This is a genomic window from Fructobacillus tropaeoli, assembly GCF_001047135.2.
Classification (GTDB): Bacteria; Bacillota; Bacilli; order Lactobacillales; family Lactobacillaceae; genus Fructobacillus; species Fructobacillus tropaeoli.
The window spans coordinates 104552-128477 of record NZ_DF968078.1; the positions used below are offsets into that span (position 1 = coordinate 104552).

Genomic DNA, 23926 nt, shown 5'->3' on the forward strand with positions numbered 1-23926 from the left:
ACTTTAAACTTCTTTATACCCGACTGTACGGTCGGCTCTGGATTCAAACCAGATCAGCTGCTATTTGGCAGGTCGCGGGCTCATCAGCTGTCGCTGCTTCACCGCCGGTTGGGACTTTCACCCGACCCCGAAGTTTTATATTATATTTGAAACAAGAAATAGTATAGCACAGCTCAAAAAACTTGCCAAGAAAAAAGACATTTTTACCGTCATAAAAAGCCCTTAACATGGATTAAGGGCTTGATATTATCAATAAAAATCGGTGTTTGCCGAAAACTTCAAAAAACGAATTTTATTTTCAGCGGTTACGCCATAACTAATTTTTCAGCAAATTTTTCTTACTTGCGGCGCAAGAACCGGTAATCACCGGCCTTCAGGCGCTTGACTTCATCATGCTTTAATTCACGGAATTCACCCGGCTGTAAACCAATCAAGTCCAAGAAAGCGTAGCGGTCACGGCGCAACTTTTCAACCGGCAGACCAACGGCAGCCAGCATATCCTTGACTTGGTGGTTACGACCTTCATGAATCGTAATCGTGACAAAGGAAACCTTCTTATCCTTATCGGCCTTTTCGATGGCTACCTTGGCAGGAGCAGTCTTCTTACCTTTCAGAACAATTCCTCGCTTTAACGGTGCCAATTGTTCCATGGTTGCCAATCCCTTGACCTTGGCCGTGTAGACCTTATCAACCCGACCCTTGGGGTGCATCAACTGGTTGGCCAAATCACCATCATTGGTAAGCAAGAGCGCACCGGTCGTATCGTAATCCAACCGACCAACCGGATAAACCCGGGCAGTTACATCATCTAAAATATCTAAAACCGTTTGCCGGCCCTTATCGTCATGGCTAGTAGTCACAACGCCACGGGGCTTATTTAGCAAGTAATAAACATGCTTCTCCTGCCCATCAATTGGCACACCATCAACCTTCACTTCATCTTGGCGGGTCACTTTTGTGCCCAATTGGCTCACGATTTGGCCGTTAACCTCAACTCGGCCTTCTAAAATCATGGTTTCGGCGGCCCGTCGGGAAGCAATTCCCGCTTGAGCAATCACCTTTTGTAGTCGTTGACTTTCTTCAGGCATTTTCGCCCTCCTTTTTTGTGGCAACCGGCTGTTCATCAGTCGGTGTATCGTGTTCTTCTTGCGTGGCTGTTGTGCCTTCTGCCATCAGCGACAATTGGCCCTCATCAGTTGGGCTTTCAAGAATAGTATCCCCCTGATCATCAATTTGGTCAAAGAGCGCCACCTCGGCCTGCCCTTCTTCATCAAGGGTGACATCATTAATATCTGGTAATTCCGGCAAATCAGCTAGCGATTCCAAACCGAAGTAGTCCAGAAAATCAGCGGTCGTGCCGTACAAAATCGGCCGACCAATTTCTTCTTTCCGGCCAACCGATTCGATTAACTGGTGCAACAGTAGCTTTTGAATTGTTCCAGCCGAACGAACACCACGAATCTGATCAATTTCAACACGGGTAATTGGCTGCTGGTAGGCAACAATCACCAAGGTTTCAAGTTGTGCCTGGGTCAACTTAGTGTTAACTGGTAAGTCGAAATAGGCAGAAACTAATTTACCAAATTCAGGACGAGTAACCATGACATAGCGCCCATCTGAGGTCCGCAGCATCAATGGTGAATCGATTTGGATCAGATGGGTTGCCAGTTCATCAAGCAAAGCGGGTAACCCCCCCCTATCAAAGCCTGTTACCTTCGCTAGTTCCGGGACTGATAAACCATCCTCACCGGCAACAAACAATAACGCTTCAATTTGACTAATCTTCTGATCCATGATCCACCGCTTTAATTAAAATTTCATCTGTTAAGGCTGCCTGCCACAACGTCACTTCGCCAGCCTTAGTGATTTCAAGCAACCCCAAAAAGGTCATTACTAACCGGTCAGGTGCAAAAACATCATCAAAAAGGGCCGTAAAAGGCAAAGATTTTTCTTTTGGCAGGGCTTGTAATTTCTGGCGAATGGAAACAATGCCATCCCCAATCGTATACGAATCCGATTCCACTTGGCGCACCTTAGGGGCCAAGTCTCGTTGCCGAGCAATCACGCTATCAAAAGCCAACTGCAAATCAACCATTGTCAGACCGGGCGCAAGTGTTACCGGCTGATCAATTTTTGCCTTTTCATCTTCAATTGCCGGACGAACAAAGGAATGCATGCCGGCCTCTTGCCGTTCATCAAAGAAGCCGGTTGCCTGTTGAAAACGTTGGTAAACTAACAACCGGGCAATCAGCTCCTCTTTTGGATCCAGTTCTTCAAAGTTATCTTCAAAATCATCCTCAATCGGTGGTTTGGGTAACAAATCCGTCGATTTGAGATGAATTAACTTGGCAGCCATCACTAAGTACTCCGCCGCCACGTCCAATTGCATCGCCTGTTGGTCATGGATGAAACTCAAATATTGTTTCGTCACTTCAGCAATCGGCAATTGAAAAATATCCATCTCGTGCTTTCGAATCAAATGCAAAAGCAAATCGAGCGGGCCCTCGAAGTCAGTAATTTTAATTGTGAGACTTGGGTTTTGAATAATGCTTTCTCCACTTATCAATATAAGTTTGGGTGCTTAAGGTGCCCATCACCGTATAATCAGGATTCAGTTCCTGCAAGTCCGTCAGCATTTGCGCATGAGTGGCCTTCTTCGGGGCACCCGGTGTCAAAATCAGGTGACGAACAACTAGGACATTGTCCTTATAACGCTCAAAACCAAGCAAACCGTTGATTAAATCTTGTTGATCAGGTTGCCAAAAGAAGAGTTCCATCTTGGGTTGCTGGTATAAATTTAAGACCAACTTCATATGGTCTAAGTTCTTATATTCTGGCAAAAGAGAAAAGAGGCCCATGACCGTCTTTTCATCGTCTGGTCTTGTCGAAATTAACATGGCTGACTCCTTTACAAAATACTCAGGCACGCGGATGAAATTGGTCATAAACCTGGCTCAACCGCTTTTTTGAAATATGCGTATAGATTTGCGTGGTTGAAATATCGGCGTGACCCAATAACTCCTGGACAATCCGCAGGTCTGCCCCATTTTCCAGAATGTGGGTGGCAAAAGAGTGGCGGAGTGTATGCGGCGAGACATCTTTTTTTATGCCAGCCTGAGCCACTAATTTTTTAATCAACTGCCAAACACCTTGCCGGGATAACGACCGGCCATGGTCATTAACAAAGAGCGTGACCGTCCTCTGCCCTTTCACCAAAGCCGGACGAGCACTTTGTAAATACCGGTTAATCCAGTCAACCGCGACCTCACCAATCGGCACAATCCGCTCTTTATCACCTTTTCCGAGGGTTTGAATCAACCCTAAGTCCAGGTGCAGATCATCCAGCTTCAGATTAATCAATTCCGAAACACGCAAACCCGTGGCATACAAAACTTCAAGTAATGCTCTTGTTCTCAGGCCCAAAGGGGTTGAAACATCTGGCGTTTCAAGCAGCAAATCGACCTCTTCGACCGACAAAACCGCCGGCAAATGTTCTGCTTTCTTGGGAGGCTTAATATTTAACATTGGATCATGTTCGATTAAACCTTCATTTTTTAAGTAGGCAAAACACTTGCGCAACGAGGTAACCATTCGCGCCACCGAAGTATTGGCTCGCTTTTCTAAGCGCAACTGATTTAAAAACGCCAGGACGACTTGGTGATCAACCTGGCGCCAAGTCTTCTGATTTTTCTTTAAAAAAGCACAGAAGTTGGTTAAATCCTGACGATAAGCGGTAATCGTGTTTTTTGAAAGCCCACGGTCGACCTGAACGTAATTCAAATAATCTTCCATCACGTCCGGTAACATCGACTAATCCTTTTGGCCGGCCTCAGTCAACTGAATACCGCCGTCGACTTGAGTAATCAACCGTTCCTTGTACAAGCGACCCAAAGCCCGCTTAAATTGTGACTTTGAAAAGCCGAACTGGGCCTTAATGGCCTCAGGATCAGACTTATCGTTAAATGGTAGGAAGTGATCTGCCTTACGTTGCAGCTGAATTAACAAGAACGAAGCATCTTCATCCATCAGCTTATAGGCCAGTGGCTTCAACAATAGGTTGACGATTCCTCGGTCGTTAACGCCCAAAACGCGGGCCTTGACAACTTCGCCCAAGCGTGGTTCTTGTTCCCGCTGTGAAGGGTGAATGAAGCCAAGTTGATAGTCGGCGGTCAAAACCAGGGTTCCAACCAGCTTATTGCGGTAAACCGTGGCTTCTACCTGGTCACCCTTTTTAATGCCTGCGCCCAGCTTTGCTTGACGAGAAACCGCTTGAATAATATCTTGTTGGGCTAATTTACCCCACAAACGACCCTTATTATCTTCCTTGATGGCCAATAAAAGACGGTCACCAGTCTTGGGCCAAAGATCCTTGATGGTTGGCAAATCATCTAATGAAACGACCAAATCCTTATTGGGCAAGCCGATGTTCACGAACACCCCTAAATCATGACGGGCATTCACAACCGTGCCCCATGAATACTGGTCTTTTTGAACAGCGGGAATTGTCTTAGTAATCTGGAGCCGGTGACCCTCATTTTGGTAAGCAAAACCGGTTACAAAACCGCCAACCTTTAAAGGTTTTTCCAATTCGCTCTTATCAATTTCATAGGTTACCCCATCGATTTGAGCAAAAAAGTATTGACTGTTTTCATCGGTCACTGATGCCTTAATGACTTGTCCTAGCGTTGTATCCATTCTTTATCCTTTTCATGCAAGTAACCAAACAAATCGGCTACCAGTAGTAATTTTATGTATGCAACCCGCTTGATTACTGATGATAATCCACGGAGTTGCTTTGCTCTTGGCATTATCGGGTGGTTACACGAACCAACCTTACTTTGCCAAAGCAACCTTCACCTGGTCAGCGACAAACTTGCCGTCTGCGCGACCCTTAGTTTGACCTGAAACCATGCCCATAACCTTCCCCATATCGGCTGGACCTGTCGCACCAGTCTTTTGGATGGCTTCTTGAACGATTTGCTTAATTTCGTCTTCTGACAATTGCGCTGGCAAATACTTGGCCAAAACATCCAATTCGCCTTGGGTAGCTTCAGCTAAGTCATCACGGTTACCAGCCTTAAATTCAGCAATTGAGTCTTTGCGTTGCTTGACTTCGCGTGCCAAGACGGCCAATTCTTCTTCTTCCGTCAAGTCATGACCCAAGTTAATCTGTTCGTTCATGACCGCTGACTTGATTTGGCGAACAACGGCAAGGGTTTGCTTGTCCTTGGCCTTCATTGCCTCTTTCATATCCGCTTGAACCTGTTCTAATAAGCTCATCGATTTTCTCCTTAGTGTGAGATTACTACTTATCTAATAGTCTACCACGGGACCAAATAAAAAACGCCACCGAAGCGACGTTTTTTGGCCGAATTAACGGTTCTTCTTCTTCTTGTTGCGCTTACGTGCTGCTTCAGACTTCAACTTACGTTCAACTGAAGGCTTAACATAGAATTCGCGCTTGCGGTATTCTTGGAGAGTACCGTCCTTTGAAACACCACGCTTGAAGCGGCGCAATGCGTCATCCAAAGATTCGTTCTTGCGTACAATAACCTTTGCCATGTCGATTCCCCTCCTTCCTCGCATTTTACTTCGTATTTTCAACGATATGCACTAAAGACCTATATATTATCTCAATTCTAAGAAAGAAAGTCAACAACTTTTTATGAAAAATCAGAATTGCCCGCTATGGCAAAAAAAACATACTCTCGGCCACCGCACCGCTTAGCTGATTTTGCTAACGCCCTTCTTTCGTGACCACCACATTAGCAGGGCCGTTAAAAGCAGTAAAAGGACCATCAATTCGACAAACCCGCCATCCTTTGCGGTACACGGTTAGCAATCGTATTAAATAAATAGGTTCCCGCCATTGGGTAGGATAGACCAATCACAATTACGGACAACGTCAATGTGACTAAACCATGCGCAAAATAGAAGAAAACAGCGCCCACACCCATGAAAAAAAGACCAAACAAAAAAATATACCGGTGTAAAAAGTGAAAAAAAGTTCCAAAAAGAAAACCCATGACCATCGATGTCAACGTATAAACTGTAATAATCACAGAGGCCGTCATGCTCCCACCAAGATGGTGCGCCAAAACCAGATACGGTGTGTAGACATTAACGATTGACATGCCAACCGTTAACAAACCGCAATAGACAGCGGAACCAATTATCGGTAATAGGTATTTGGGATGTTCATGCTGGGTGACCCGGTCTGAATCAGCGTGAGCTGATTTTTGCCGTGGCTGATATTCAGGCACAACTTGAATAAAGCCCCAGCCAACGATGAATAACAGCGCATAGGCTAAGAAGGAAACTTACCAAGAAACAGCTAACAAAGCACCCACACCCAGGTTGATGACCATCAGACCAATCGGCTCAAAGGCGGATCGATTTCCCAACATTTGGGCCTGGTCATCACCTTCGTAAACGAAATCAATCAGGGTGATGGCCAATGAATTAACCAAACCGATACCAACTCCGAAAAGCAATCGAGTGATAAAAATCAACCAAAAGTTGGTTAACACACTTGGCAAAACACCCGTAACGGCCATCAATAGAATTCCTGTCGCAATCACCCGTTTGATTCCAAATCGATTGGCTAATTGACCGGAAAACAACAGCACGATTAGTGCCGGTATTTGCGGAATGGTTGCCAATAAGTTGACCATCGTTGCCGGGTAATCAGAAAAGGCTTTTTGTAAGGCTGGTAAAGCCGGCGCGATCCCTTTACCAGTCGCAATACTTAGTGATACCGCTAAAATCCAAAATCGATGATTCAGTGTTTTTGGATCCCAGCGACTTTGCGTGTTTGGCATTGAATTTCCTCCTTTTACTTTATTTTCTTAATTTCATTGTACCGCCTTTCGTGAAAAGTGACACAGGTCCCCTCATCATAAACAAAGAAACAAATGTTGTCACTGAAAAACCTGATTTTTAGAAAAAATGACTCAAAAAAGTTCTATTTATAAAGGCGAATTCAACCGTAAAAACGGACAAGCCCGTTTGTTAAAATAGGCAATTAGCGGTCCATTGCAGGCCAAGGAAAAAAGTGTTCCAGCCTGAACACCAACAACTGCATGCAAATGAAAGGTTGTCGCTGTGACCAAGATCACGGGTGGCACAAAGGCCACCAACTGGGCCCAGGCAAAATGATTGTTAAAAAAGCGACTTGTTAGCAACGTTGTTAATGAATCCGTTGGGTACAACCACAAATTAGCCCGTTGATAAAAGGACGTGCCCAAGCAAACAATGGTGATGCCGATAATTGCCAAGAAAATTCGCAGCCATAATGCCACTGGCACTGTGAATTTTTTTGATAGTGCTGTGACAAAAAAATGAATTAACTGGCTAAAAAGCAAAACAAACAACAATTCACCGCTGACCGTCAGCCAGGAAAAACGTTCCGGCAAAAGCAAATTAATACCAATCACAATCAAACCAATCGTCATTAAGATGAACGAAATCCCCACCCCACTCCATTGCGCCAACCCTAAAGCCGCTGCGGTCCACAAGCCGTTCCCGGCAGTTGAAATAATGGACAGTGCATTACCAAAGGCCACCAGCACCAAGCCCAGTAAAAAGAACAATAGTCGCGTTCGAATATGATTATTTTCCAAAAGGATCTCCTCTTTTATCCTTGCAGTTGCATTTGCAACTGTATCTGTTAAAATAAAGCACAGCTTAACTGTGCAAAATTTTGTTAAGTATTTTGTTCAAATCTTTTAACTCCGTTGCTGACAAGGTTGAAAGACGCCCTTTAATGTACTGACGCTCCAGTTTTGCCAAGACCTCGTAGCGGTCACGCGCCTTTTGTGTCGGATAGAGTTGCTTATAATTTTTATTTTGAGCATCCGTTACCTTATCGATATAGCCTCGGTCATCCAATTTTTTTAAGGATCGGCTCAGCGTTGTCTTATCGACTTGGATTAATTCTGCCAAATCAGACTGGGTCAGGCCCTCATGTTCCACAATCCGAATCAAATACAAAAACAGATTATTTTCTAATTGGTACTGACTGGCGGCCTGGTTCATCTCTTTTGTCGCCCGCCGTGAAACCGACCCCATTTGACGAAACACTTCTAATTCAATCACAGACAAGCTCCCTTTCACGTGCAACAGTTGCATATGCAACATTATTATACAGGAAAAAAGAAAGAAGACGAGAACAATGTGGCAAAAAAAGACTATGGACAACCTGACTGCCGATGAATTCTACCAAACGCTCAAACTTCGCATCGACACGTTTGTCGTCGAGCAAAATCGCATTTACCATGAACTAGACGAAAACGATCCAAAAGCCATCCATGTTTTTTACCAGGAAAGCGAAAAGCATCCCGCTCTCGCCTATGCCCGCGTTTTTGAAAATGGTGACCACATCACCTTTGGCCGCGTCGTAACCGCTCCAGCGGCCCGTGGTACCGGCCTGGGCAACCAGTTAATGACACAAATTTTAGCTGTGTGTCAGGAAAATTGGCCCGGCCAAGCCATCGAAATCGAATCGCAAGAACAGGTCGTTGGTTTTTATGAAAAATTTGGTTTTACGGCTATCGGCCAGCCCTTTATCTTTGAAGGAACACCCCACGTCACCATGCGCCGTGAAGCAAAATAAAAAGGTCCTTTCTTGAGCTGATTTTTAAGTGATCAAATCCCTTCAACCGTTTCAAAGGCTCAAAAAAAGCGTCCCGATTTTTACCAAATCGAGACGCTTTTACTTTGTTTAAATATTTTATGGCTCCGGTTCGTAGAAGCGACCACCCGTATACTCAACCTTTGACTCAGAGTAAAAGGCATTTGGATCAACTTCCTTAATCGCGTGCCGCAGTTCCGGCAACTCGTGTTGAGTGACCACTGTTAGCAAGATTGACCGGTCACGACCGGTATAACCACCGTGAGCAGAATCGATAATCGTGACACCACGACGCATCTTGTTTTGAATCGTGTCCGTCATCTCTTCTGGCTTGTTGGTCACAATCATTTCTTGAATTTGTTGTTGGTGAGTATAGAACAAATCGATAAAGTGAGCCGAAACAACCACACCGATAATGGAATAAAGGGCATATTGCCAACCGTAGGTCAAACCAGCACCAACCATGATCAAGGCATTAAAGGCCAGGTTGACCGAGCCAACCTTCATCCGGAATTGATGCTTCAATTCCATTCCGATAATGTCCAATCCTCCGGTACCAACACCACAGCGCAAGGCGGTTCCAACAGCCATTCCGTTAATACCACCACCAAAGATAGCGTTAATCAAAGGATCCGGCGTCAAAACAGTCTTTGTTGCAAACAGCGGCACAAAGGCTGCCGAGAGCAAAACCGCCATTGCCGTAAAGATGGCAAAGCGCTTCGACAAGGTAAACCAAGCCAAAAGCAAAAGTGGCATGTTTACCAAAGCAATCGCCCAAGCAACATTAATCTTTCCACCGGTTAACGTGTCAACCAATTGAGCCAATCCGGTAAAACCAGACGAATAGACGTGTCCAGGTAGCCAGAAGTAATTCAACGCCAGCGATAACATAATGGCGTAAAAGAGCGCTCCAACAACTTGATGGAGATAGTAGTGATCGAGATTTTTTCCTATTTTCCGTATCATTGTGTTTTGCTAGGTCAACTAAGAACGGTCCGACCAATCCTTAATCCCTAACCCTTTTGACCAACTTAAAAGCCTGGTCCTTAGCCTAACGACGCTAATCCGCCGTTCGATACATATATTTTAACAAGATTAGAAAATATTTGAAGGGTAATTTTATAAAAAACAGACAATTTTAATCAAAAAATCAGTAAAAAACGGTATCAAATCAAGTCTGATACCGCTTTGTTAAGTTTTTACTTATTTTCGGCAGAAGTTGGGACTTCCAAACCGAGTTCAAGCAATTGTGCACCAGCAACCGGTGTTGGTGCTTCTGTCATTGGCTCTGTAGCCTTTGAGTTCTTCGGGAAGGCAATCACTTCACGAATATTGTCTTGGCCAGCCAAGAGCATTGCCAAGCGGTCCAATCCAAGAGCAATTCCACCCATTGGTGGGAAACCATATTCCATTCCTTCAAGCAAGAAACCAAAGGCCTCGTTGGCTGATTCCTTGGTAAAGCCAAGCGCCTTAAGCATCTTTTCTTGGATATCCGTTCGGTGAATACGGATTGAGCCAGATCCCAATTCGTAACCATTCAAGACCAAGTCATAAGACTGGGCATGGGCCTTGTGTGGGTCTTCGCCTTCATTCAAGTAGTGCAGGTCTTCTTCGTTTGGCATCGTGAATGGGTGGTGGGCCGCAATCCAACGATCAAAATCTTCTGAGTATTCAAACAATGGCCAGTCCACAATCCAAGCAAAGCGCCAAGGATTTTCTTGGTCAACCAAGTCCAAATCAGTAGCCGTCTGGCGACGCAAGTAGTCCAATGAAGCAGCAACAACATCAGCTCGACCAGCACCGAAGAGCAAAAGGTCTCCTGATTTGGCACCACTGGCTGCCAAAATAGCTTCACCAGCTTCGTCCGCAAAGAACTTAGCAATTGGGCCGTTCAAGCCATCGTCCGTCACCTTCATCCAGGCCAAGCCCTTGGCACCGAAGCGTTCGATGTACTGACCCAACTTGTCGATGTCCTTACGAGAGTAGTGGTCTGCCCCACCAGGAACGGCAATGGCCTTGACGACCCCACCGTCCTTCACGGCGTTAGCAAAGACGCCAAAATCAGAATCCTTGACCGTTTCTGACAAGTCTTGGATTTCATAGGCGATTCGCAAGTCCGGCTTATCAGTACCGAAGCGGTCCATTGATTCTTGCCAAGTCAAACGCGTGATGTCCTCAAGCTTTAAGTTGAAGTCCACAACGTCCTTCATGATTTGTTGAACCCAACGGCCCACCAATTCTTGAATTTCGGCAGCTGACATGAAAGAGGTTTCCATATCCAACTGCGTAAATTCAGGTTGACGGTCCCCACGCAAATCCTCGTCTCGGAAACAACGGGCAATTTGGAAGTAGCGGTCGAAGCCAGCCCCCATCAAGAGTTGCTTGAAGAGCTGGGGTGACTGTGGCAAGGCATAGAATGAACCAGGATAAACTCGGGAAGGAACCAAGTAATCGCGAGCTCCTTCTGGCGTTGACTTGGCCAAGTATGGCGTTTCAATATTGATAAAGTCGTTTTGGTCCATAAAATGCGTGGCAGAAGCCATGATTTTTGACCGAACACGCAAGTTCTTTTGCATTTCTGGACGGCGCAAGTCCAAGTAGCGGTACCGGAGCTTCAATTCTTCCCCAGCATTCACGCCATCTTCGATATCAAAGACCGGCGTCTTGGCTTCTGCAAGAATCTCAGCCTTGGTTACCTTAACTTCAATACCACCAGACTTAATCTTCTTGTTTTCCTGGCCATCTGCACGGGCAACCACTTCACCCTCGATAGCCAAAACATATTCATTACGAGCACCCTGGGCCACATCAAGGGCTGCCTGGTTAGCAGCAGAAAAAGTTAACTGAACAATTCCCTCGCGGTCACGCAAGTCAATAAAGACAAGGTCCCCAAAGTTACGACGCTTTTGTACCCAACCAGCCAACGTCACCGTTTGACCAATATATTGCTCATCAACTAAACCAGCATAAGTCGTTCGTTTCATTTCTTATTCCTCCTATGCTTCCAGTGCCTTCACAATCCCTGCCAAGTCGTCTTGAATCTTGGCCAAGTCCAAATCAGCTTGGTGGCCGGTCGCCATATCCTTGATCTGAACCTGATTTGTCTTGACTTCCTCTTCACCCAAGGTAATCACGAAGCGAGCATCACGACGGTTAGCCGTCTTGAACTGTGCTTTCACTGACCGACCTGTAAAGTCTAAATCAGCAGAATAACCCAAATCACGCAAGGACGTTGCCAATTCAAGCGTCTTGGCTTGCGTATCCTCACCAATGTGCACAAGGTAGAAATCAAGCCCAGCCGGCTTCATCTCCGCTTGTCCCTGAGCCTGCAAGAGTGAAATCAATCGTTCCACACCCAAACCAAAACCAATTCCTGGTGTTTCTGGTCCACCAAATTCCTCAACTAAACCAGAGTAGCGACCACCACCAGCAATGGTTGCAGTCCCCTTCAAGTTTGGATCCGTCGTCATCACCTCAAAAATCGTATCGTTATAATAATCCAAGCCACGAACCATGGTCTGATCGATTTCATAATCAATCCCCAAGTCGTCCAAGTAACCCTTAACCGCGGCAAAATGAGCTTTTGATTCTTCTGACAAGTAATCAAAAATCGTTGGCGCATCCGCAACAATCTTTTGATCGTTTTCATCCTTAGAATCTAAAATTCGCAAAGGATTCTTTTCCAATCGAGTCTGTGAATCCTTTGATAATTCATCTGCATGTGGTTGCAAGTAAGCAACCAGTGCATCCCGGTAAGCTTGACGTGAACCTTGGTCGCCCAAAGTGTTCAAGGCAACCCTCAAATCCTTTAATTCTAATGAAGCCAAAAACTTAACGACCATCGTAATTACTTCAGCATCCAGGCTTGGTTCCTTTGAGCCAAACGCCTCAACCCCGATTTGGTGGAATTGACGGAAGCGACCAGCTTGAGGCCGTTCATAGCGGAACATTGGGCCCATATAAAAGATTTTGTATGGGCTTTCATGTTCTGGCCCGAAGAGCTTATTTTCAACATAAGCACGAACGACACCGGCCGTTCCTTCAGGACGCAACGCCATGTGACGGTCACCCTTGTCGTTAAAGTCATACATTTCCTTGGTCACGACATCGGAAGTATCACCGGCCGAACGAGCGTAGACGTCGAAGGCTTCAAACATCGGTGTTCTGATTTCCCCGTAACCATAACGGGCAAAAATCTTCCGCGCCTGTTGTTCGATGCGCTGCCATTCGCGCACGTTTTCTTCAAATAAGTCCGCGGTCCCCTTGGGCCGTTGAAAATTAGCTTTTCCCATCTCATCTATTCGACGCCAATGCGTCGCCTCCATTATCATCATTAAAATAGTTAAAAACGATTAGTAATAAAAAACGCCCCTAACAGCATTGCCAAATCGGCAAAGTTGTTAAGGGCGCTTTCGAGCACGGTACCACCTTAGTTTCGTGTATCAACACGCTTTCATCCATAACGCGGATAAACGGCTGGGTTAACAGCAACCTTCCAGGTGTCTTCTAATGAAACTATTGTCTGACTTGCACCAACCGTCAGATCGCTTTTTGTCCAAGTTTCATCTTCTCCTGCTCATCGGCTAATCTATTTCTAAGTTTAGCAGTTTTTTAATAACTGTCAATACTTGAAACAAGTTGATTTGCCTTATTTTTTATCATCATGTTGACGACGGCGCTTGCCGCTGAAGAGCGTTAGCAAACCAAGTGCAACTAATGACAATAACGACGTATCAGTGTGATGCTTCTGCAAACGACTAGTCATTGGTAAGACAGGCATTCACTTTTTAGTCCGTGATTCTAAAAATAAAGCTATTGTCCAATCATCCTACGACCTTTCTGATTTTACGCCTCGACAACAGGAACAAATAAAGTTAGTTAAAAAGAAGCTCGATAATAATAATAAATTTAGAGTAGCAAAAACTGTTAAACTAAGATATCTGTCGGGAAAACCCCTCCAAAGAACATTTCTCGGCTACGCTCATTTAGCACAAAGAATCTTGGAAGATTCTACTCAAAACTATGAAGTTAAGATTTTAAAACAAGCACAGCGTCGAGTAACTAAAAATCAAAAGCAATACCATCACACTGTAATTAATTAACCAAAAAGATTAACTAACAGTGACGTATACAAAAGTTAACAACAATAAGAGCCCCAGGATTTAAAAAAATTCTGGGGCCCTTATATTATAAATTGATTTACAAATTAAGATAGATTTACAAAAAGTGACTTCGATTGAATGTCCAAAAGACCGATAACATTCCTAATTTTCAATTTATTTTATTACTAAAGTCTCGGATTCTTACTATTCATGCCTATCTTTTTAGTTCAAATCAACCGTCCTCACAACAATAATTTCGCGATCACCAAGTTGATCGAATTCCTTTGGCTCAATTTTCAATTGGCGTGCTAAACCTTCTTTTGTCTGACTAGAAAGTATACTTTCACCCTTAGCATTAGTAAAATACTCCTTCAAATACAAAATTGGATTACGTCCTGTCCATTGCTTTAATTCTTCTGCTACGTAGTTATCTTTATTTTTTTCTTTCTCACTCACAGGTTTCAGGATTTCCTCAATTTCATCATATTTAAATGAAACCCACACTCCTTCGAGTTCAATTGCCTTAGAACCACCAATTTTATAAATTCCCAAAATTCTTTTATCAACCGCTGCAACACCTATTAAGTATTTGGCAGAACGAGCACTTTTCTCGGACAAATACCAATGCTTTAGAATACTATCTTCTGCATTTTGACCTGCGAATTTTTGCGAAATAATTCTTTTCAAATCTGGATAATTATTTTCAATCAAATCTCTTAAGTCCTCATTTTTAGGATCGGCTAAAACTACTCTTAACCGACAGTCTAAATCAGTAAAACTACCAAACCGTGGATCAGGTTCATCACTGGCTTTTTGAAAATGCTTAACGTAACTCAGTCGATTTTTACCTTCTTCCATCATATAAAGCAAAGTAACTAATTCCTGTGCTAACTCTTTCTTCTCTTCAATTGATTGGTTTTCAACTCTTAAAGACGAATCGAATTGAAGTAAAGAATTTGATATATCCTTGAACATATCATCCTGAAACTCCAAATAACGACTAACAGCATCATTACGGCGGTCATCCTGTGATTACCAAATAAAAACAATTACGGCTGTTATAGCACCTGAAAAGCTGGACCAGAAAGTCCAATAATTATTCCAGTACCCTTTTATATGAAAAAACAAACCAATTACCAAAGTTAAAAAAGCCATGAACAATACTACTATAAAAGAAATTTTTGATATTTTTATTTTCATATCTTCTCCCCCTAATGTATTTAACTTTAACATTCTCAGTACTACAAACTAGATTCAATTTACTACCTTAACAATAACAATTGCTTTACATTAATAACCTTATGATTCTCTAATTTAACAGAAAACTTAATTAATTGATTCAATAATAAGCTCAAAATTCTATAAAACGAATGATAATCGAACATTGCATTCTATATTTTAAAGTATTAATTTCAGTACATACATTTCAAATTTTTATTGAGCACACCTTGCAGTAGAATTTATACTAAATTACACTCTTTTAGCATGTTAATGAAGAATTACATAAAAAATCCATTGGCGGCCTTTAATGAACAAAAAAACTCCTCACGCTTAGGTGAAGAGCCCTGTGTGCCTATTCCTGATTGTCCATGTCATATCTTTTTAACAAACATGATTTGGTAATTTTTAGTTTTATAACAGTTACCACCACTGTCCGACAAACAGCTGAAGCCATGCCTTGTATAAAAGTTTGCCAACCCTGGCGTATCATTTGCTTCGAGGTACAAATATCGACCACCCACCCGTTTCGAAATTCCTCGAATAGTTTCGAAGGCAAACTGAAGTAAATCATCACCGCTGATTGGAATGGCAACATTAAAATTTCGACCTAATTGCCCAAGCAAAATAGCCGGTATATTTTGGTCTCTTTGTGTATCGTTATAACCAAAGGGATTTAATTTACGTCGAGTTATTTATGACAATTGTTCCCAGTCACGTTGTTTAATTGTCAGAGACTTGGAGGCAATTAAATAATACCCACAAATTGCTCTCAGCCCCCTATCCATGACTAAGTATGTCTTCGCCATATTCATGGCGTCAAACTGGCCTGCTTTCTTCTTAATAAACATTTCAACATCTTTATTTAACCCATGATTGGAAAAAAGCATTTCGTCAAAAATGCATGAAAATTTCTGATCATTTTTAGCTATATCACTAAAATCAGAGAATTGTACTACGTCATATTGATTATCCACAAAAACGTTACCTAAAAATTTTTAGCGTGTATTCAATCGCTTGTTCAATTTATCCAACAATTCAATTCTTGTTCAACACCTTTAAATTGCCAGATGTTTGAAGTTTCAGTGAAGTGGAGGCATCAATCATCTTTACGAAAACATCCGCTGTTTGACTGTTGAAACTAAAATTTGTACTAAAACTTTTTGTTGACATGGTTTTTCCTCCTTATAATCTGTACTCTCAAAGACAGATATAATATATAAAAGTGAATCGACTTCTTCTATCACTAATACTACTAGATACTTATAAATAATGTAAAGTTATTTAACCATAAAAATCATAAATATTAAAATAAATATCTATTTTTATATTTTTAATGTATAAACGCTAGAATTTGCAACAAAAAAAACCGTCTCTCGACGGCTTCTCATTACGACTTAATAATTCAATTCTGATTTATCTCAAAGGAGCTAGCGGGATTTGAACCCGCACACCGCCAATAAGACGGCTCGACGGATTTCGAGTCCGCTGCAGTACCGGATTGTGCCATAGCTCCAAAATAATAGTGACATGAAGATTGGTCCATGCCACTATACTTATTTGTTTGTTTCAGATGGTGCTAAAACGCTTACTTGCGACGCTTAGCAGCCTTTTCACGCTCAGCAGTGTTCAAGATAGCCTTACGGATACGAACGTTTTCGGGCGTTACTTCAACGTATTCATCATCGTTCAAGAATTCCATTGATGCTTCCAAGTTCATCTCACGTGGAGTCTTGATTGAAGCAGTTTGGTCCTTGTTTGATGAACGAACGTTTGACTGTGGCTTCATCTTTGTAACGTTAACAGAGATGTCGTTGTCACGAGCGTTCATACCAACAACCATTCCTTCATAGACGTCAACACCGGCGCCAACAAACATTTGGCCACGATCTTCAACACCCATGATGGCGTAGTTAGTTGTTTGTCCTTGGTTGATTGAAACCAAGGCACCGTTACGACGGCCTGGTTCCCAATTCTTAACCATTGGACGGTATTCAGCAAATGTGTGGTTATAAATACCATAACCGTGGGTTGCTGTCATAAATTCAGTGGCGTAACCAATCAAACCACGTGAAGGTGCCATATAAGTCAAACGAGTTTGACCGTTTCCGACAGCTTCCATGTTTTGCATTTCACCCTTACGTTGGTTCAATGAATCGATAACAGTTGATGAATATTCATCTGGTGTATCGATTTGGATTGATTCGTAAGGTTCAGTGGTTTGACCGTCTTCCTCGCGGAAGATAACTTGTGGACGTGAAGCTTGCAATTCGAAGCCTTCACGACGCATGTTTTCAATCAAGATTGAAAGGTGCAATTCACCACGTCCTGAGACCAACCAAGCACCAGCTTGGTCAGTGTCTTCAACACGCAAAGAAACATCAGTGTGCAATTCGCGCAACAAACGATCTTCGATTTGGCGAGCAGTCACGAACTTTCCTTCACGACCAGCAAAGGGGCTGTCGTTTTGACGGAAAGTCATTTGCAACGTTGGTTCATCGATACGAAGCAATGGCAATTCATCGTGATGAGCTGGGTCAACAACTGTTTCACCAACTGAGATGTCTTCCATACCAGAAACGGCAATCAAATCACCGGCCTTGGCTTCTTGGATTTCAACTTGGTCCAAAGCAATAAAACCAGAAAGCTTTGTAACGCGGAAGTTTTGTGATGAGCCATCAAGCTTCAAAACATCAACGTTGTCACCAACCTTGATTGTTCCACGCTTAACACGACCAATACCAATACGACCAACGAAGTCGTTATAGTCCAACATGGCAACTTGGAACTGCAATGGTTCGTCAGAGTTGTCAACTGGTGCAGGAATCGTTTCGAAGACCGTCTTAAAGATTGGGTCCATCGTGTGTTCTTGCTTGTCGATATCAGGATCAAATGATGATGTTCCGTTCATAGCTGAAGCATAGATAACTGGGAAGTCCAAATCATCTTCATCAGCGCCCAATTCGATGAACAAGTCCAAAACTTCATCAACGACTTCTTCTGGGCGAGCACCTGGACGGTCAACCTTGTTGACAATCACAATTGGTGTCAAGTGTTGTTCAAAGGCCTTCTTCAAAACGAAACGAGTCTGAGGCATAGTACCTTCAAAGGCATCAACGACGAGCAAAACCCCGTCAACCATTCCCATGATTCGTTCAACTTCTCCACCGAAATCGGCGTGACCTGGGGTATCCAAGATGTTGATCTGCTTGTCGCCAACACGAACAGCAGTGTTCTTTGACAAGATCGTGATTCCACGTTCTTTTTCAATATCGTTGGTATCCATCACACGGTCACCCAAAGATTCTTCCTTACGGGCGTCCAATGTGTCAGACTGCTTTAACAGTTCGTTAACCAACGTCGTCTTTCCGTGATCGACGTGGGCAATAATAGCGATATTACGAATATCTTCGCGAAGATTTGCCAATTTTATGTGCTCCTTTGTCTTTGCTACTCACAAGAAAGACTAGGGCTTCTCTCCCTAGTCTTTCACTATCTTGACTGACTCGCGATACGTCTTGGTTGTAGCGATTAATACTGTGTTTGATGATAGCATATTTTTCGGACTTCCGTCAAGTGATTTGACCACGTAGCCGAGCGTTTCAGCAAGGACACGACCGGCTGCTAAATCCCATGGGGACAGCTTTGAGAAATACCCCGTTGCCTGTTGTAAGAACAAACGACTAAAGGAAATGCCAGCCGACCCCAAAACCCGATAGGCCAAAGCAGCAGCGGCAAGCGTCGCGTAGGGCTTTTCGCCACTAATCAGACGGCGGCCGGACACGATTAAAATCGATTCTGTCAGGCCAAGGTTGGCCACTGGTGCCAATTTTTGGTCGTTCATAAAGGCCCCAATTTCAGGGCCACCATGGAAGACCTGATTTGTCATCACTTTGGCAATCCAACCTAATGTTGGCTTTCCATCAACATAGAGGGCCACCATAATGGCAAAATCAGTTTTTTCATGGACAAAATTTAGCGTGCCGTCAATCGGGTCGATAAACCAGACATGACCTGCCATGGTTTCGGGGCGCTGCAAGTCACCTTCTTCGGCAACGATATGGGCATCCGGGTCGATTGACCGAATATGGTCAACAAGCCATGCCTGGTTGGTGGTATCGAGGTTGGTCACGATGTTGCGGAAATCCCCCTCTTTTTGACCAACCTGTAAATCTTGGTTCTTGGTTCCCCTAGCCTCACGACCGAGCTCGACCAACCAGCGTCGCACCGTTTGATCAACCTGGATTAATTGATTGCTCGTCCACTCAGTCATTGACTAAAACCCGCTTAACTGGCTTGTCTGTCAACTTCATCGTCTGATAGATTGACCGACCAGTTTGTTGCTCAAAATCACGGTCAAAGGCCTTTTGCTCCGACTTGGATGGGATTACGGTCAAGAACCGCCGGTAAGTCGTTAAGAGATATTCACGGTCACAGCCGCCCTCATAAACCTGCAAAACGGCATCAATCAAATTTGAAACCGCAATAATATCGTCCTGATTCCAATTACCGTCAATTGGAAGCTGGTATTGCTCTGCCATAGAAAATCCTTTCAAATGCACAATAAACATATCACCTCTATTTTAACAAGCTTTCACTCCCCTTTCCAGAAAAGCCAGCTGATTTAACAGTTAAATCCCCGTACCAATCCACGAAAAAATCAGGAAAGTCAAAGAGCAAAAGCCCGTTGCTAACTGATTTCTGCTATACTTAGATTTGATAAATTGTAAGTAGGAGTTAACCAACATGACAATTCGTTTCACTATGGATAAAATCACGCGCGACGGTGACCCTGTTCTGCGTGACCAGGCTAAGGAAGTTCCCTTCCCTCTTAGTGCTGAGCACCAACAACTCGCCAAGGATATGATGACTTACTTAGAAGTCTCACAAGACGAGGAAGAAAATGAAAAGTACGGTCTACGCCCCGGCGTTGGCCTCGCTGCCCCACAGGTTGGAGAATCTTTGCAGATGACAGCCATCTTGATTCCCTCTGCTGACCCAGCCGAAGATGCCGAAGACAAGCCATTCTTCAAGGGTGTTGTCTTTAACCCCGTCATCGTGTCTGAAACGGTTGGACGGGCCGCATTGGAAACCGGTGAGGGTTGCCTCTCGGTTGACGAAGACGTTCCTGGCTTTGTCCCTCGGTCAAAGAAGATTACGGTTCGCTACCAAGACGAATCCGGTCAGACTCTGACAAAGACTTTGCGCAACTACCCTGCCATCGTCTTCCAACACGAAATTGACCACTTGCATGGCAAGTTGTACTATGACCACATCAACCGCCAAGATCCATGGCACGTGGATGATTCAACCAAGTACCTTTAAAAATCATAATCAAACACAAAAAGCCGACTCGTCTGAGCCGGCTTTTTGTGTTTGAACAGATGAAGACTAAAGACGTCTTAACTGATTTTAAATTGTCTTACTTATCGAAGATTGACTTCTTCTTAGCAACCTTAGCACCTGAAGCGGTCGCAAAGGCCTCTAAGGCAGCCTTCTGGTCCTTGTTAAGCTTTGTTGGCACAACAACGTTCACCACAACGAATTGGTCGCCATAGCCGTTACCATGCAAACGAGCAGCACCCTTGCCACCTAAGCGGAAGCGACGACCATTTTGCGTTCCTGCCGGAATCTTCAACTTCACTTCACCGTGAACCGTTTTAACGGGGATTTCAGCCCCCAAAGCTGCCGTGATAAAGTCGATGTCTTGCTGAAGGTAGATATCAGCACCGTCACGCTCAAAGCCATCCTTTGAAGCCGCAACGGAGAAGACCACGTACAAGTCACCCTGTGGACCACCATTAACACCGTCTTCACCTTGGCCAGACAAGCGCATCTGCTGGCCAGTTTCAACACCAGCAGGTACCTTCACCTTAACCTCGCGCTGTGAACGGTCGGCCTGTGAACGCGTATACTTAACGTTCTTTTCAGTTCCGAAAATGGCTTCCTCAAAAGTCAAATGCATCCGGTACTGGAGGTCACGACCCTTACGTGGTGCATTTGGATCCTGGAACCCGCCACCAAACATTTGAGAGAAGATATCGCCCAAATCAGAAAAGTCGCCGAAACCACCCTGAGCACCGCCGAAGCCGCCTTGACCTCCAAAGCCACCCTGGGCACCTGCAGCACCAAATTGGTCATACTGCTGGCGCTTTTGTGGGTCACCAAGCGTTTCAAAGGCTTCCTGAACTTCCTTATACTTGACCTCTGCCCCTGGTTCATGGTTCAAATCAGGGTGGTACTTCTTTGAAAGTTTGCGATATGCTTTTTTAATTTCATCTTGACTAGCTGTCTTAGAAACTCCAAGACGGTCGTAAAATTCAGTATTATTCACAAGCGGACTCCTTTGATTCAAATATGTACGGACCGAGCCGCAGCTGGTCCATTGTATCAATTTTCACTGGCAAAGAAAAGATTACTTCTTGTCATCTGGGTTAACTTCTTCGAAGTCACCATCAACGGTGTTGTCATCCTTCTTAGCACCTTCGGCACCGCCCTGTGCTTCTTGGGCTTGTTGTGCTTGCTGGTACAACTTCGTTGCCAATTCAGTAGCTACCTTTTGCAAGTCGTCTGTCTTGGCCTTCAAATCAGTCAAGTCAGCGTCTTCGGCAGCAGCATCTTCCTTAGCCTTCTTCAAAGCATCCAAGGCATCTTGTGTTGGCTTCTTGTCGTCATCTGACAACTTGTCGCCAACTTCTTCTAACGTCTTTTCAGTCTGGAAAATCAATTGGTCGGCGTTGTTGCGCGTTTCAACTGCTTCCTTCTTCTTGTTGTCGGCTTCTTCGTTTGCCTTGGCGTCGTTCATCATCTTTTCGATTTCTTCGTCAGACAAACCACCGGCAGCTTGGATGGTAATCTTTTGTTCCTTTTGCGTTCCCAAATCCTTAGCAGAAACGTTCACGATACCGTTACGGTCGATATCAAACGTCACTTCGATTTGTGGGACACCACGCTTTGCAGCAGGGATGTCAGACAATTGGAAACGACCCAAAGTCTTGTTATCAGCCGCCATTGAACGTTCACCTTGCAAAACGTGAATATCAACGGCTGGCTGGTTGTCTTCTGCAGTTGAGAAGACTTGTGACTTTGAAGTTGGGATTGTCGTGTTGCGATCAATCAACTTCGTGAAGACACCACCCATGGTTTCGATACCAAGTGACAAAGGCGTAACATCCAACAAGACAACGTCCTTCACATCCCCAGTAATCACACCACCTTGAACAGCGGCACCCAAGGCAACGGCTTCATCAGGGTTGATTGAGTGGTTTGGTTCCTTACCAGTCATCTTCTTCACTGATTCTTGGACAGCAGGGATACGAGTTGAACCACCGTTCAAAATCACTTCATCGATGTCGTTAAATGACAAGCCAGCATCCTTCAAGGCGTTCATTACAGGTGCTTCGGCCTTCTTGACCAAATCAGCTGTCAATTCGTTGAACTTTGCGCGAGTCAAAGAAGTTTGCAAGTGCAAAGGTCCTTGGTCGCCAGAAGCGATAAATGGCAAGTCGATTTGTGTTTCAGTAGCCGAAGACAAAGTCTTCTTAGCAGTTTCAGCGGCATCCTTCAAACGCTGCAAGGCCAACTTGTCTTGCTTCAAGTCGATGCCGTTTTCCTTCTTAAATTCATCAGCCAAGTAGTCGATAATCTTAGCATCGAAGTCATCACCACCAAGGTGAGTATCACCGTTTGTTGACAAAACTTCGAAGACACCGTCACCTAATTCAAGGACAGAAACATCAAATGTTCCTCCACCAAGGTCATAGACCAAGATCTTTTCATCCTTATCCAACTTGTCCATTCCATAAGCCAATGAAGCAGCCGTTGGTTCGTTGATGATACGTTCTACTTCCAAACCAGCAATCTTACCGGCATCCTTGGTAGCTTGACGTTGGGCATCGTTAAAGTATGCAGGAACCGTAATTACGGCCTTGTCAACCTTTTCTCCCAAGTAGTCTTCTGCATAGCCCTTGATGTACTGCAAAATCATGGCTGAAATTTCTTGTGGTGTGTAGTCCTTACCATCAACGGTTACCTTGTAACCTTCTTCGCCCATGTGAGACTTGATTGATGAAATCGTGTCTGGGTTTGTGATTGCTTGGCGCTTTGCAACGTCACCAACCTGGGTCTCCCCATTCTTAAATGACACAACTGAAGGTGTCGTCCGACCACCATCAGGGTTTGTAATAATCTTTGGCTTGCCACCTTCCAAAACGGCAACAGCTGAGTTAGTAGTTCCTAAATCAATTCCGATAATCTTTGACATAGTATATCGACCCTTCCTATTTTTTAAATCATATTCTTAAGCTTTTTAAGGTGTGGTGCCAGAGGGCTGAGTCACCAGATATTTGCTATTTTGTAAATGTTATTGTGCAACCGCGACCATCACTGGGCGAATGACGCGATCTTGAAGGACATAGCCCTTTTGCAAGACCGTTGCCACTTGGTCGGCCTTAATTTTGCCTTCTGCCGGCACGGATTGAACACCTTGCATGGTATTTGGATCAAAGTCATCACCAACTTGACCGACTTCTTGAATACCGTTGGTTGTCAACGCCTGCTTCAAAGTCTTCAACGTGATTTCAACACCCTTGTGGATTTGTGCCACCTGGTCGTCATCCCCCACTTCAACGGCAAGGGCGCGTTCCAAGTTATCAACCACCGGTAAGATGGCTTCGGCTAATTTCTGGCCGTCATACTTGCGAATATTTTGAATTTCACGAGCATTACGACTTTGGATGTTTTGAATTTCAGCCTGAGCACGAAGTAATTCATCCTCCTTCTTCTCAAGGGCTGCTTGCAAATCAGCTAGTGGATCCACTGCTGGTTCCTCCACTGATTCTGCTTGCGTCTCTTCTGATTTGTCCTTAGCTTCTTCTTGAGTTTGGTCTGCATCAGCAAATTCCTTTGCCTCTGTTTCTTCCTCAATATCAGCTTGCTTCAAATCTTTTTCATCTTCAGACTTCGCCACGGGCGT

General features: G+C 44.1%; 24 protein-coding genes, 1 tRNA gene, 1 pseudogene and 1 riboswitch. Of the genes and pseudogenes, 2 read left to right on the forward strand and 24 right to left on the reverse strand.

What is annotated here, in order from left to right; all coding sequences use genetic code 11:
* Positions 1-2: 2 nt before the first annotated feature.
* Positions 3-139: riboswitch (FMN riboswitch) on the reverse strand.
* 199 nt (positions 140-338) lie between these two features.
* From AOQ32_RS00490 to AOQ32_RS00545, 11 genes and pseudogenes are all read right to left on the reverse strand, one after another.
* A complete protein-coding gene (locus tag AOQ32_RS00490) occupies positions 339-1088 on the reverse strand; it encodes a pseudouridine synthase (RefSeq protein ID WP_059393094.1) in 750 nt (249 codons plus the stop codon).
* Positions 1081-1794, reverse strand: coding sequence for an SMC-Scp complex subunit ScpB (scpB, locus tag AOQ32_RS00495; protein WP_083994303.1), 714 nt, complete (start codon positions 1792-1794; stop codon positions 1081-1083). Before scpB ends, AOQ32_RS00490 begins: the two co-directional genes overlap by 8 nt.
* Complete coding sequence (locus tag AOQ32_RS00500; protein ID WP_338066422.1) at positions 1778-2566, reverse strand: segregation and condensation protein A; 789 nt, start codon at positions 2564-2566, stop codon at positions 1778-1780. The genes scpB and AOQ32_RS00500 overlap by 17 nt, the downstream gene beginning before the upstream one ends.
* Entirely contained in the window at positions 2520-2897 is a 378-nt protein-coding gene (locus tag AOQ32_RS00505) for a hypothetical protein (protein WP_059393095.1), read from the reverse strand. Before AOQ32_RS00505 ends, AOQ32_RS00500 begins: the two co-directional genes overlap by 47 nt.
* 22 nt (positions 2898-2919) lie before the next feature.
* Positions 2920-3807: a site-specific tyrosine recombinase XerD gene (gene xerD / locus AOQ32_RS00510; RefSeq protein ID WP_059393096.1), complete on the reverse strand. Its 888-nt coding sequence runs from the start codon at positions 3805-3807 to the stop codon at positions 2920-2922.
* Positions 3808-3810: 3 nt separating this feature from the next.
* Entirely contained in the window at positions 3811-4695 is an 885-nt protein-coding gene (locus AOQ32_RS00515; protein WP_059393097.1) for a CvfB family protein, read from the reverse strand.
* Between the two features lie 138 nt (positions 4696-4833).
* Positions 4834-5280, reverse strand: coding sequence for a GatB/YqeY domain-containing protein (locus tag AOQ32_RS00520; RefSeq protein ID WP_059393098.1), 447 nt, complete (start codon positions 5278-5280; stop codon positions 4834-4836).
* A gap of 93 nt (positions 5281-5373) precedes the next feature.
* On the reverse strand, positions 5374-5562 hold the full coding sequence (gene rpsU / locus AOQ32_RS00525; protein WP_047974532.1) for a 30S ribosomal protein S21: 189 nt from the start codon (positions 5560-5562) through the stop codon (positions 5374-5376).
* A gap of 236 nt (positions 5563-5798) precedes the next feature.
* Positions 5799-6821, reverse strand: a pseudogene (locus AOQ32_RS09130) (MFS transporter).
* A 147-nt stretch (positions 6822-6968) separates the two neighbouring features.
* Positions 6969-7622 (reverse strand): DUF6198 family protein, encoded by a 654-nt coding sequence (locus AOQ32_RS00540; RefSeq protein ID WP_059393101.1) that lies wholly within the window; start codon positions 7620-7622, stop codon positions 6969-6971.
* 64 nt (positions 7623-7686) lie between these two features.
* A complete protein-coding gene (locus AOQ32_RS00545) occupies positions 7687-8070 on the reverse strand; it encodes a MarR family winged helix-turn-helix transcriptional regulator (protein WP_420889742.1) in 384 nt (127 codons plus the stop codon).
* A gap of 103 nt (positions 8071-8173) precedes the next feature.
* On the opposite strand from AOQ32_RS00545, the gene AOQ32_RS00550 reads away from it, so the two are divergent.
* The gene (locus AOQ32_RS00550) at positions 8174-8614 is read left to right on the forward strand and encodes a GNAT family N-acetyltransferase (protein WP_059393103.1); all 441 of its coding nucleotides are present in this window, start codon (positions 8174-8176) and stop codon (positions 8612-8614) included.
* A 117-nt stretch (positions 8615-8731) separates the two neighbouring features.
* On the opposite strand, the gene AOQ32_RS00555 is transcribed toward AOQ32_RS00550, so the two are convergent.
* The 10 genes from AOQ32_RS00555 to AOQ32_RS00595 all read right to left on the reverse strand — a co-directional run bounded on the left by AOQ32_RS00555 (position 8732) and on the right by AOQ32_RS00595 (position 19493).
* The gene (locus AOQ32_RS00555) at positions 8732-9598 is read right to left on the reverse strand and encodes a YitT family protein (RefSeq protein WP_114679961.1); all 867 of its coding nucleotides are present in this window, start codon (positions 9596-9598) and stop codon (positions 8732-8734) included.
* A gap of 233 nt (positions 9599-9831) precedes the next feature.
* Positions 9832-11616, reverse strand: coding sequence for an aspartate--tRNA ligase (aspS, locus tag AOQ32_RS00560; RefSeq protein WP_059393104.1), 1785 nt, complete (start codon positions 11614-11616; stop codon positions 9832-9834).
* Positions 11617-11628: 12 nt separating this feature from the next.
* A complete protein-coding gene (gene hisS, locus AOQ32_RS00565; protein WP_059393105.1) occupies positions 11629-12924 on the reverse strand; it encodes a histidine--tRNA ligase in 1296 nt (431 codons plus the stop codon).
* A gap of 356 nt (positions 12925-13280) precedes the next feature.
* A complete protein-coding gene (locus tag AOQ32_RS09030; protein WP_275542750.1) occupies positions 13281-13412 on the reverse strand; it encodes a hypothetical protein in 132 nt (43 codons plus the stop codon).
* 544 nt (positions 13413-13956) lie between these two features.
* Positions 13957-14709 (reverse strand): hypothetical protein, encoded by a 753-nt coding sequence (locus AOQ32_RS00570; protein ID WP_059393106.1) that lies wholly within the window; start codon positions 14707-14709, stop codon positions 13957-13959.
* A gap of 938 nt (positions 14710-15647) precedes the next feature.
* Complete coding sequence (locus AOQ32_RS00575; RefSeq protein ID WP_059393108.1) at positions 15648-15929, reverse strand: hypothetical protein; 282 nt, start codon at positions 15927-15929, stop codon at positions 15648-15650.
* Between the two features lie 448 nt (positions 15930-16377).
* Positions 16378-16468: transfer RNA gene (locus tag AOQ32_RS00580), tRNA-Ser, on the reverse strand.
* A gap of 72 nt (positions 16469-16540) precedes the next feature.
* Positions 16541-18379, reverse strand: a complete 1839-nt coding sequence (gene typA, locus AOQ32_RS00585) for a translational GTPase TypA (protein ID WP_047974848.1) — start codon at positions 18377-18379, stop codon at positions 16541-16543.
* A gap of 54 nt (positions 18380-18433) precedes the next feature.
* Entirely contained in the window at positions 18434-19225 is a 792-nt protein-coding gene (locus AOQ32_RS00590; RefSeq protein WP_059393109.1) for an inositol monophosphatase family protein, read from the reverse strand.
* Positions 19218-19493 (reverse strand): UPF0223 family protein, encoded by a 276-nt coding sequence (locus AOQ32_RS00595; RefSeq protein ID WP_047974852.1) that lies wholly within the window; start codon positions 19491-19493, stop codon positions 19218-19220. Before AOQ32_RS00595 ends, AOQ32_RS00590 begins: the two co-directional genes overlap by 8 nt.
* 205 nt (positions 19494-19698) lie before the next feature.
* Here AOQ32_RS00595 and def point away from each other — a divergent pair, with 205 nt between their 5' ends.
* The gene (gene def, locus AOQ32_RS00600) at positions 19699-20277 is read left to right on the forward strand and encodes a peptide deformylase (protein ID WP_047974846.1); all 579 of its coding nucleotides are present in this window, start codon (positions 19699-19701) and stop codon (positions 20275-20277) included.
* A gap of 97 nt (positions 20278-20374) precedes the next feature.
* Here def and AOQ32_RS00605 read toward each other — a convergent pair whose 3' ends face one another.
* The 3 genes from AOQ32_RS00605 to grpE all read right to left on the reverse strand — a co-directional run bounded on the left by AOQ32_RS00605 (position 20375) and on the right by grpE (position 23920).
* Entirely contained in the window at positions 20375-21286 is a 912-nt protein-coding gene (locus AOQ32_RS00605) for a DnaJ C-terminal domain-containing protein (RefSeq protein WP_059393110.1), read from the reverse strand.
* 81 nt (positions 21287-21367) lie between these two features.
* Positions 21368-23215: a molecular chaperone DnaK gene (gene dnaK, locus AOQ32_RS00610; protein ID WP_059393111.1), complete on the reverse strand. Its 1848-nt coding sequence runs from the start codon at positions 23213-23215 to the stop codon at positions 21368-21370.
* Positions 23216-23314: 99 nt separating this feature from the next.
* Positions 23315-23920, reverse strand: coding sequence for a nucleotide exchange factor GrpE (gene grpE, locus AOQ32_RS00615; RefSeq protein ID WP_059393112.1), 606 nt, complete (start codon positions 23918-23920; stop codon positions 23315-23317).
* Positions 23921-23926 lie beyond the last annotated feature (6 nt).

What these genes read in the sequence shown, in the direction of transcription:
- AOQ32_RS00490 (WP_059393094.1), bottom strand. Translation starts at nt 1,088, where the DNA reads ATGCCTGAAGAAAGTCAACGACTACAAAAGGTGATTGCTCAAGCGGGA.
- scpB (WP_083994303.1), bottom strand. Translation starts at nt 1,794, where the DNA reads ATGGATCAGAAGATTAGTCAAATTGAAGCGTTATTGTTTGTTGCCGGT.
- AOQ32_RS00505 (WP_059393095.1), bottom strand. Translation starts at nt 2,897, where the DNA reads ATGTTAATTTCGACAAGACCAGACGATGAAAAGACGGTCATGGGCCTC.
- xerD (WP_059393096.1), bottom strand. Translation starts at nt 3,807, where the DNA reads ATGTTACCGGACGTGATGGAAGATTATTTGAATTACGTTCAGGTCGAC.
- AOQ32_RS00515 (WP_059393097.1), bottom strand. Translation starts at nt 4,695, where the DNA reads ATGGATACAACGCTAGGACAAGTCATTAAGGCATCAGTGACCGATGAA.
- AOQ32_RS00520 (WP_059393098.1), bottom strand. Translation starts at nt 5,280, where the DNA reads ATGAGCTTATTAGAACAGGTTCAAGCGGATATGAAAGAGGCAATGAAG.
- rpsU (WP_047974532.1), bottom strand. Translation starts at nt 5,562, where the DNA reads ATGGCAAAGGTTATTGTACGCAAGAACGAATCTTTGGATGACGCATTG.
- AOQ32_RS00545 (WP_420889742.1), bottom strand. Translation starts at nt 8,070, where the DNA reads ATGGGGTCGGTTTCACGGCGGGCGACAAAAGAGATGAACCAGGCCGCC.
- AOQ32_RS00550 (WP_059393103.1), top strand. Translation starts at nt 8,174, where the DNA reads ATGTGGCAAAAAAAGACTATGGACAACCTGACTGCCGATGAATTCTAC.
- AOQ32_RS00555 (WP_114679961.1), bottom strand. Translation starts at nt 9,598, where the DNA reads ATGATACGGAAAATAGGAAAAAATCTCGATCACTACTATCTCCATCAA.
- aspS (WP_059393104.1), bottom strand. Translation starts at nt 11,616, where the DNA reads ATGAAACGAACGACTTATGCTGGTTTAGTTGATGAGCAATATATTGGT.
- hisS (WP_059393105.1), bottom strand. Translation starts at nt 12,924, where the DNA reads ATGGGAAAAGCTAATTTTCAACGGCCCAAGGGGACCGCGGACTTATTT.
- AOQ32_RS09030 (WP_275542750.1), bottom strand. Translation starts at nt 13,412, where the DNA reads ATGCCTGTCTTACCAATGACTAGTCGTTTGCAGAAGCATCACACTGAT.
- AOQ32_RS00570 (WP_059393106.1), bottom strand. Translation starts at nt 14,709, where the DNA reads ATGTTCAAGGATATATCAAATTCTTTACTTCAATTCGATTCGTCTTTA.
- AOQ32_RS00590 (WP_059393109.1), bottom strand. Translation starts at nt 19,225, where the DNA reads ATGACTGAGTGGACGAGCAATCAATTAATCCAGGTTGATCAAACGGTG.
- AOQ32_RS00595 (WP_047974852.1), bottom strand. Translation starts at nt 19,493, where the DNA reads ATGGCAGAGCAATACCAGCTTCCAATTGACGGTAATTGGAATCAGGAC.
- def (WP_047974846.1), top strand. Translation starts at nt 19,699, where the DNA reads ATGACAATTCGTTTCACTATGGATAAAATCACGCGCGACGGTGACCCT.
- dnaK (WP_059393111.1), bottom strand. Translation starts at nt 23,215, where the DNA reads ATGTCAAAGATTATCGGAATTGATTTAGGAACTACTAACTCAGCTGTT.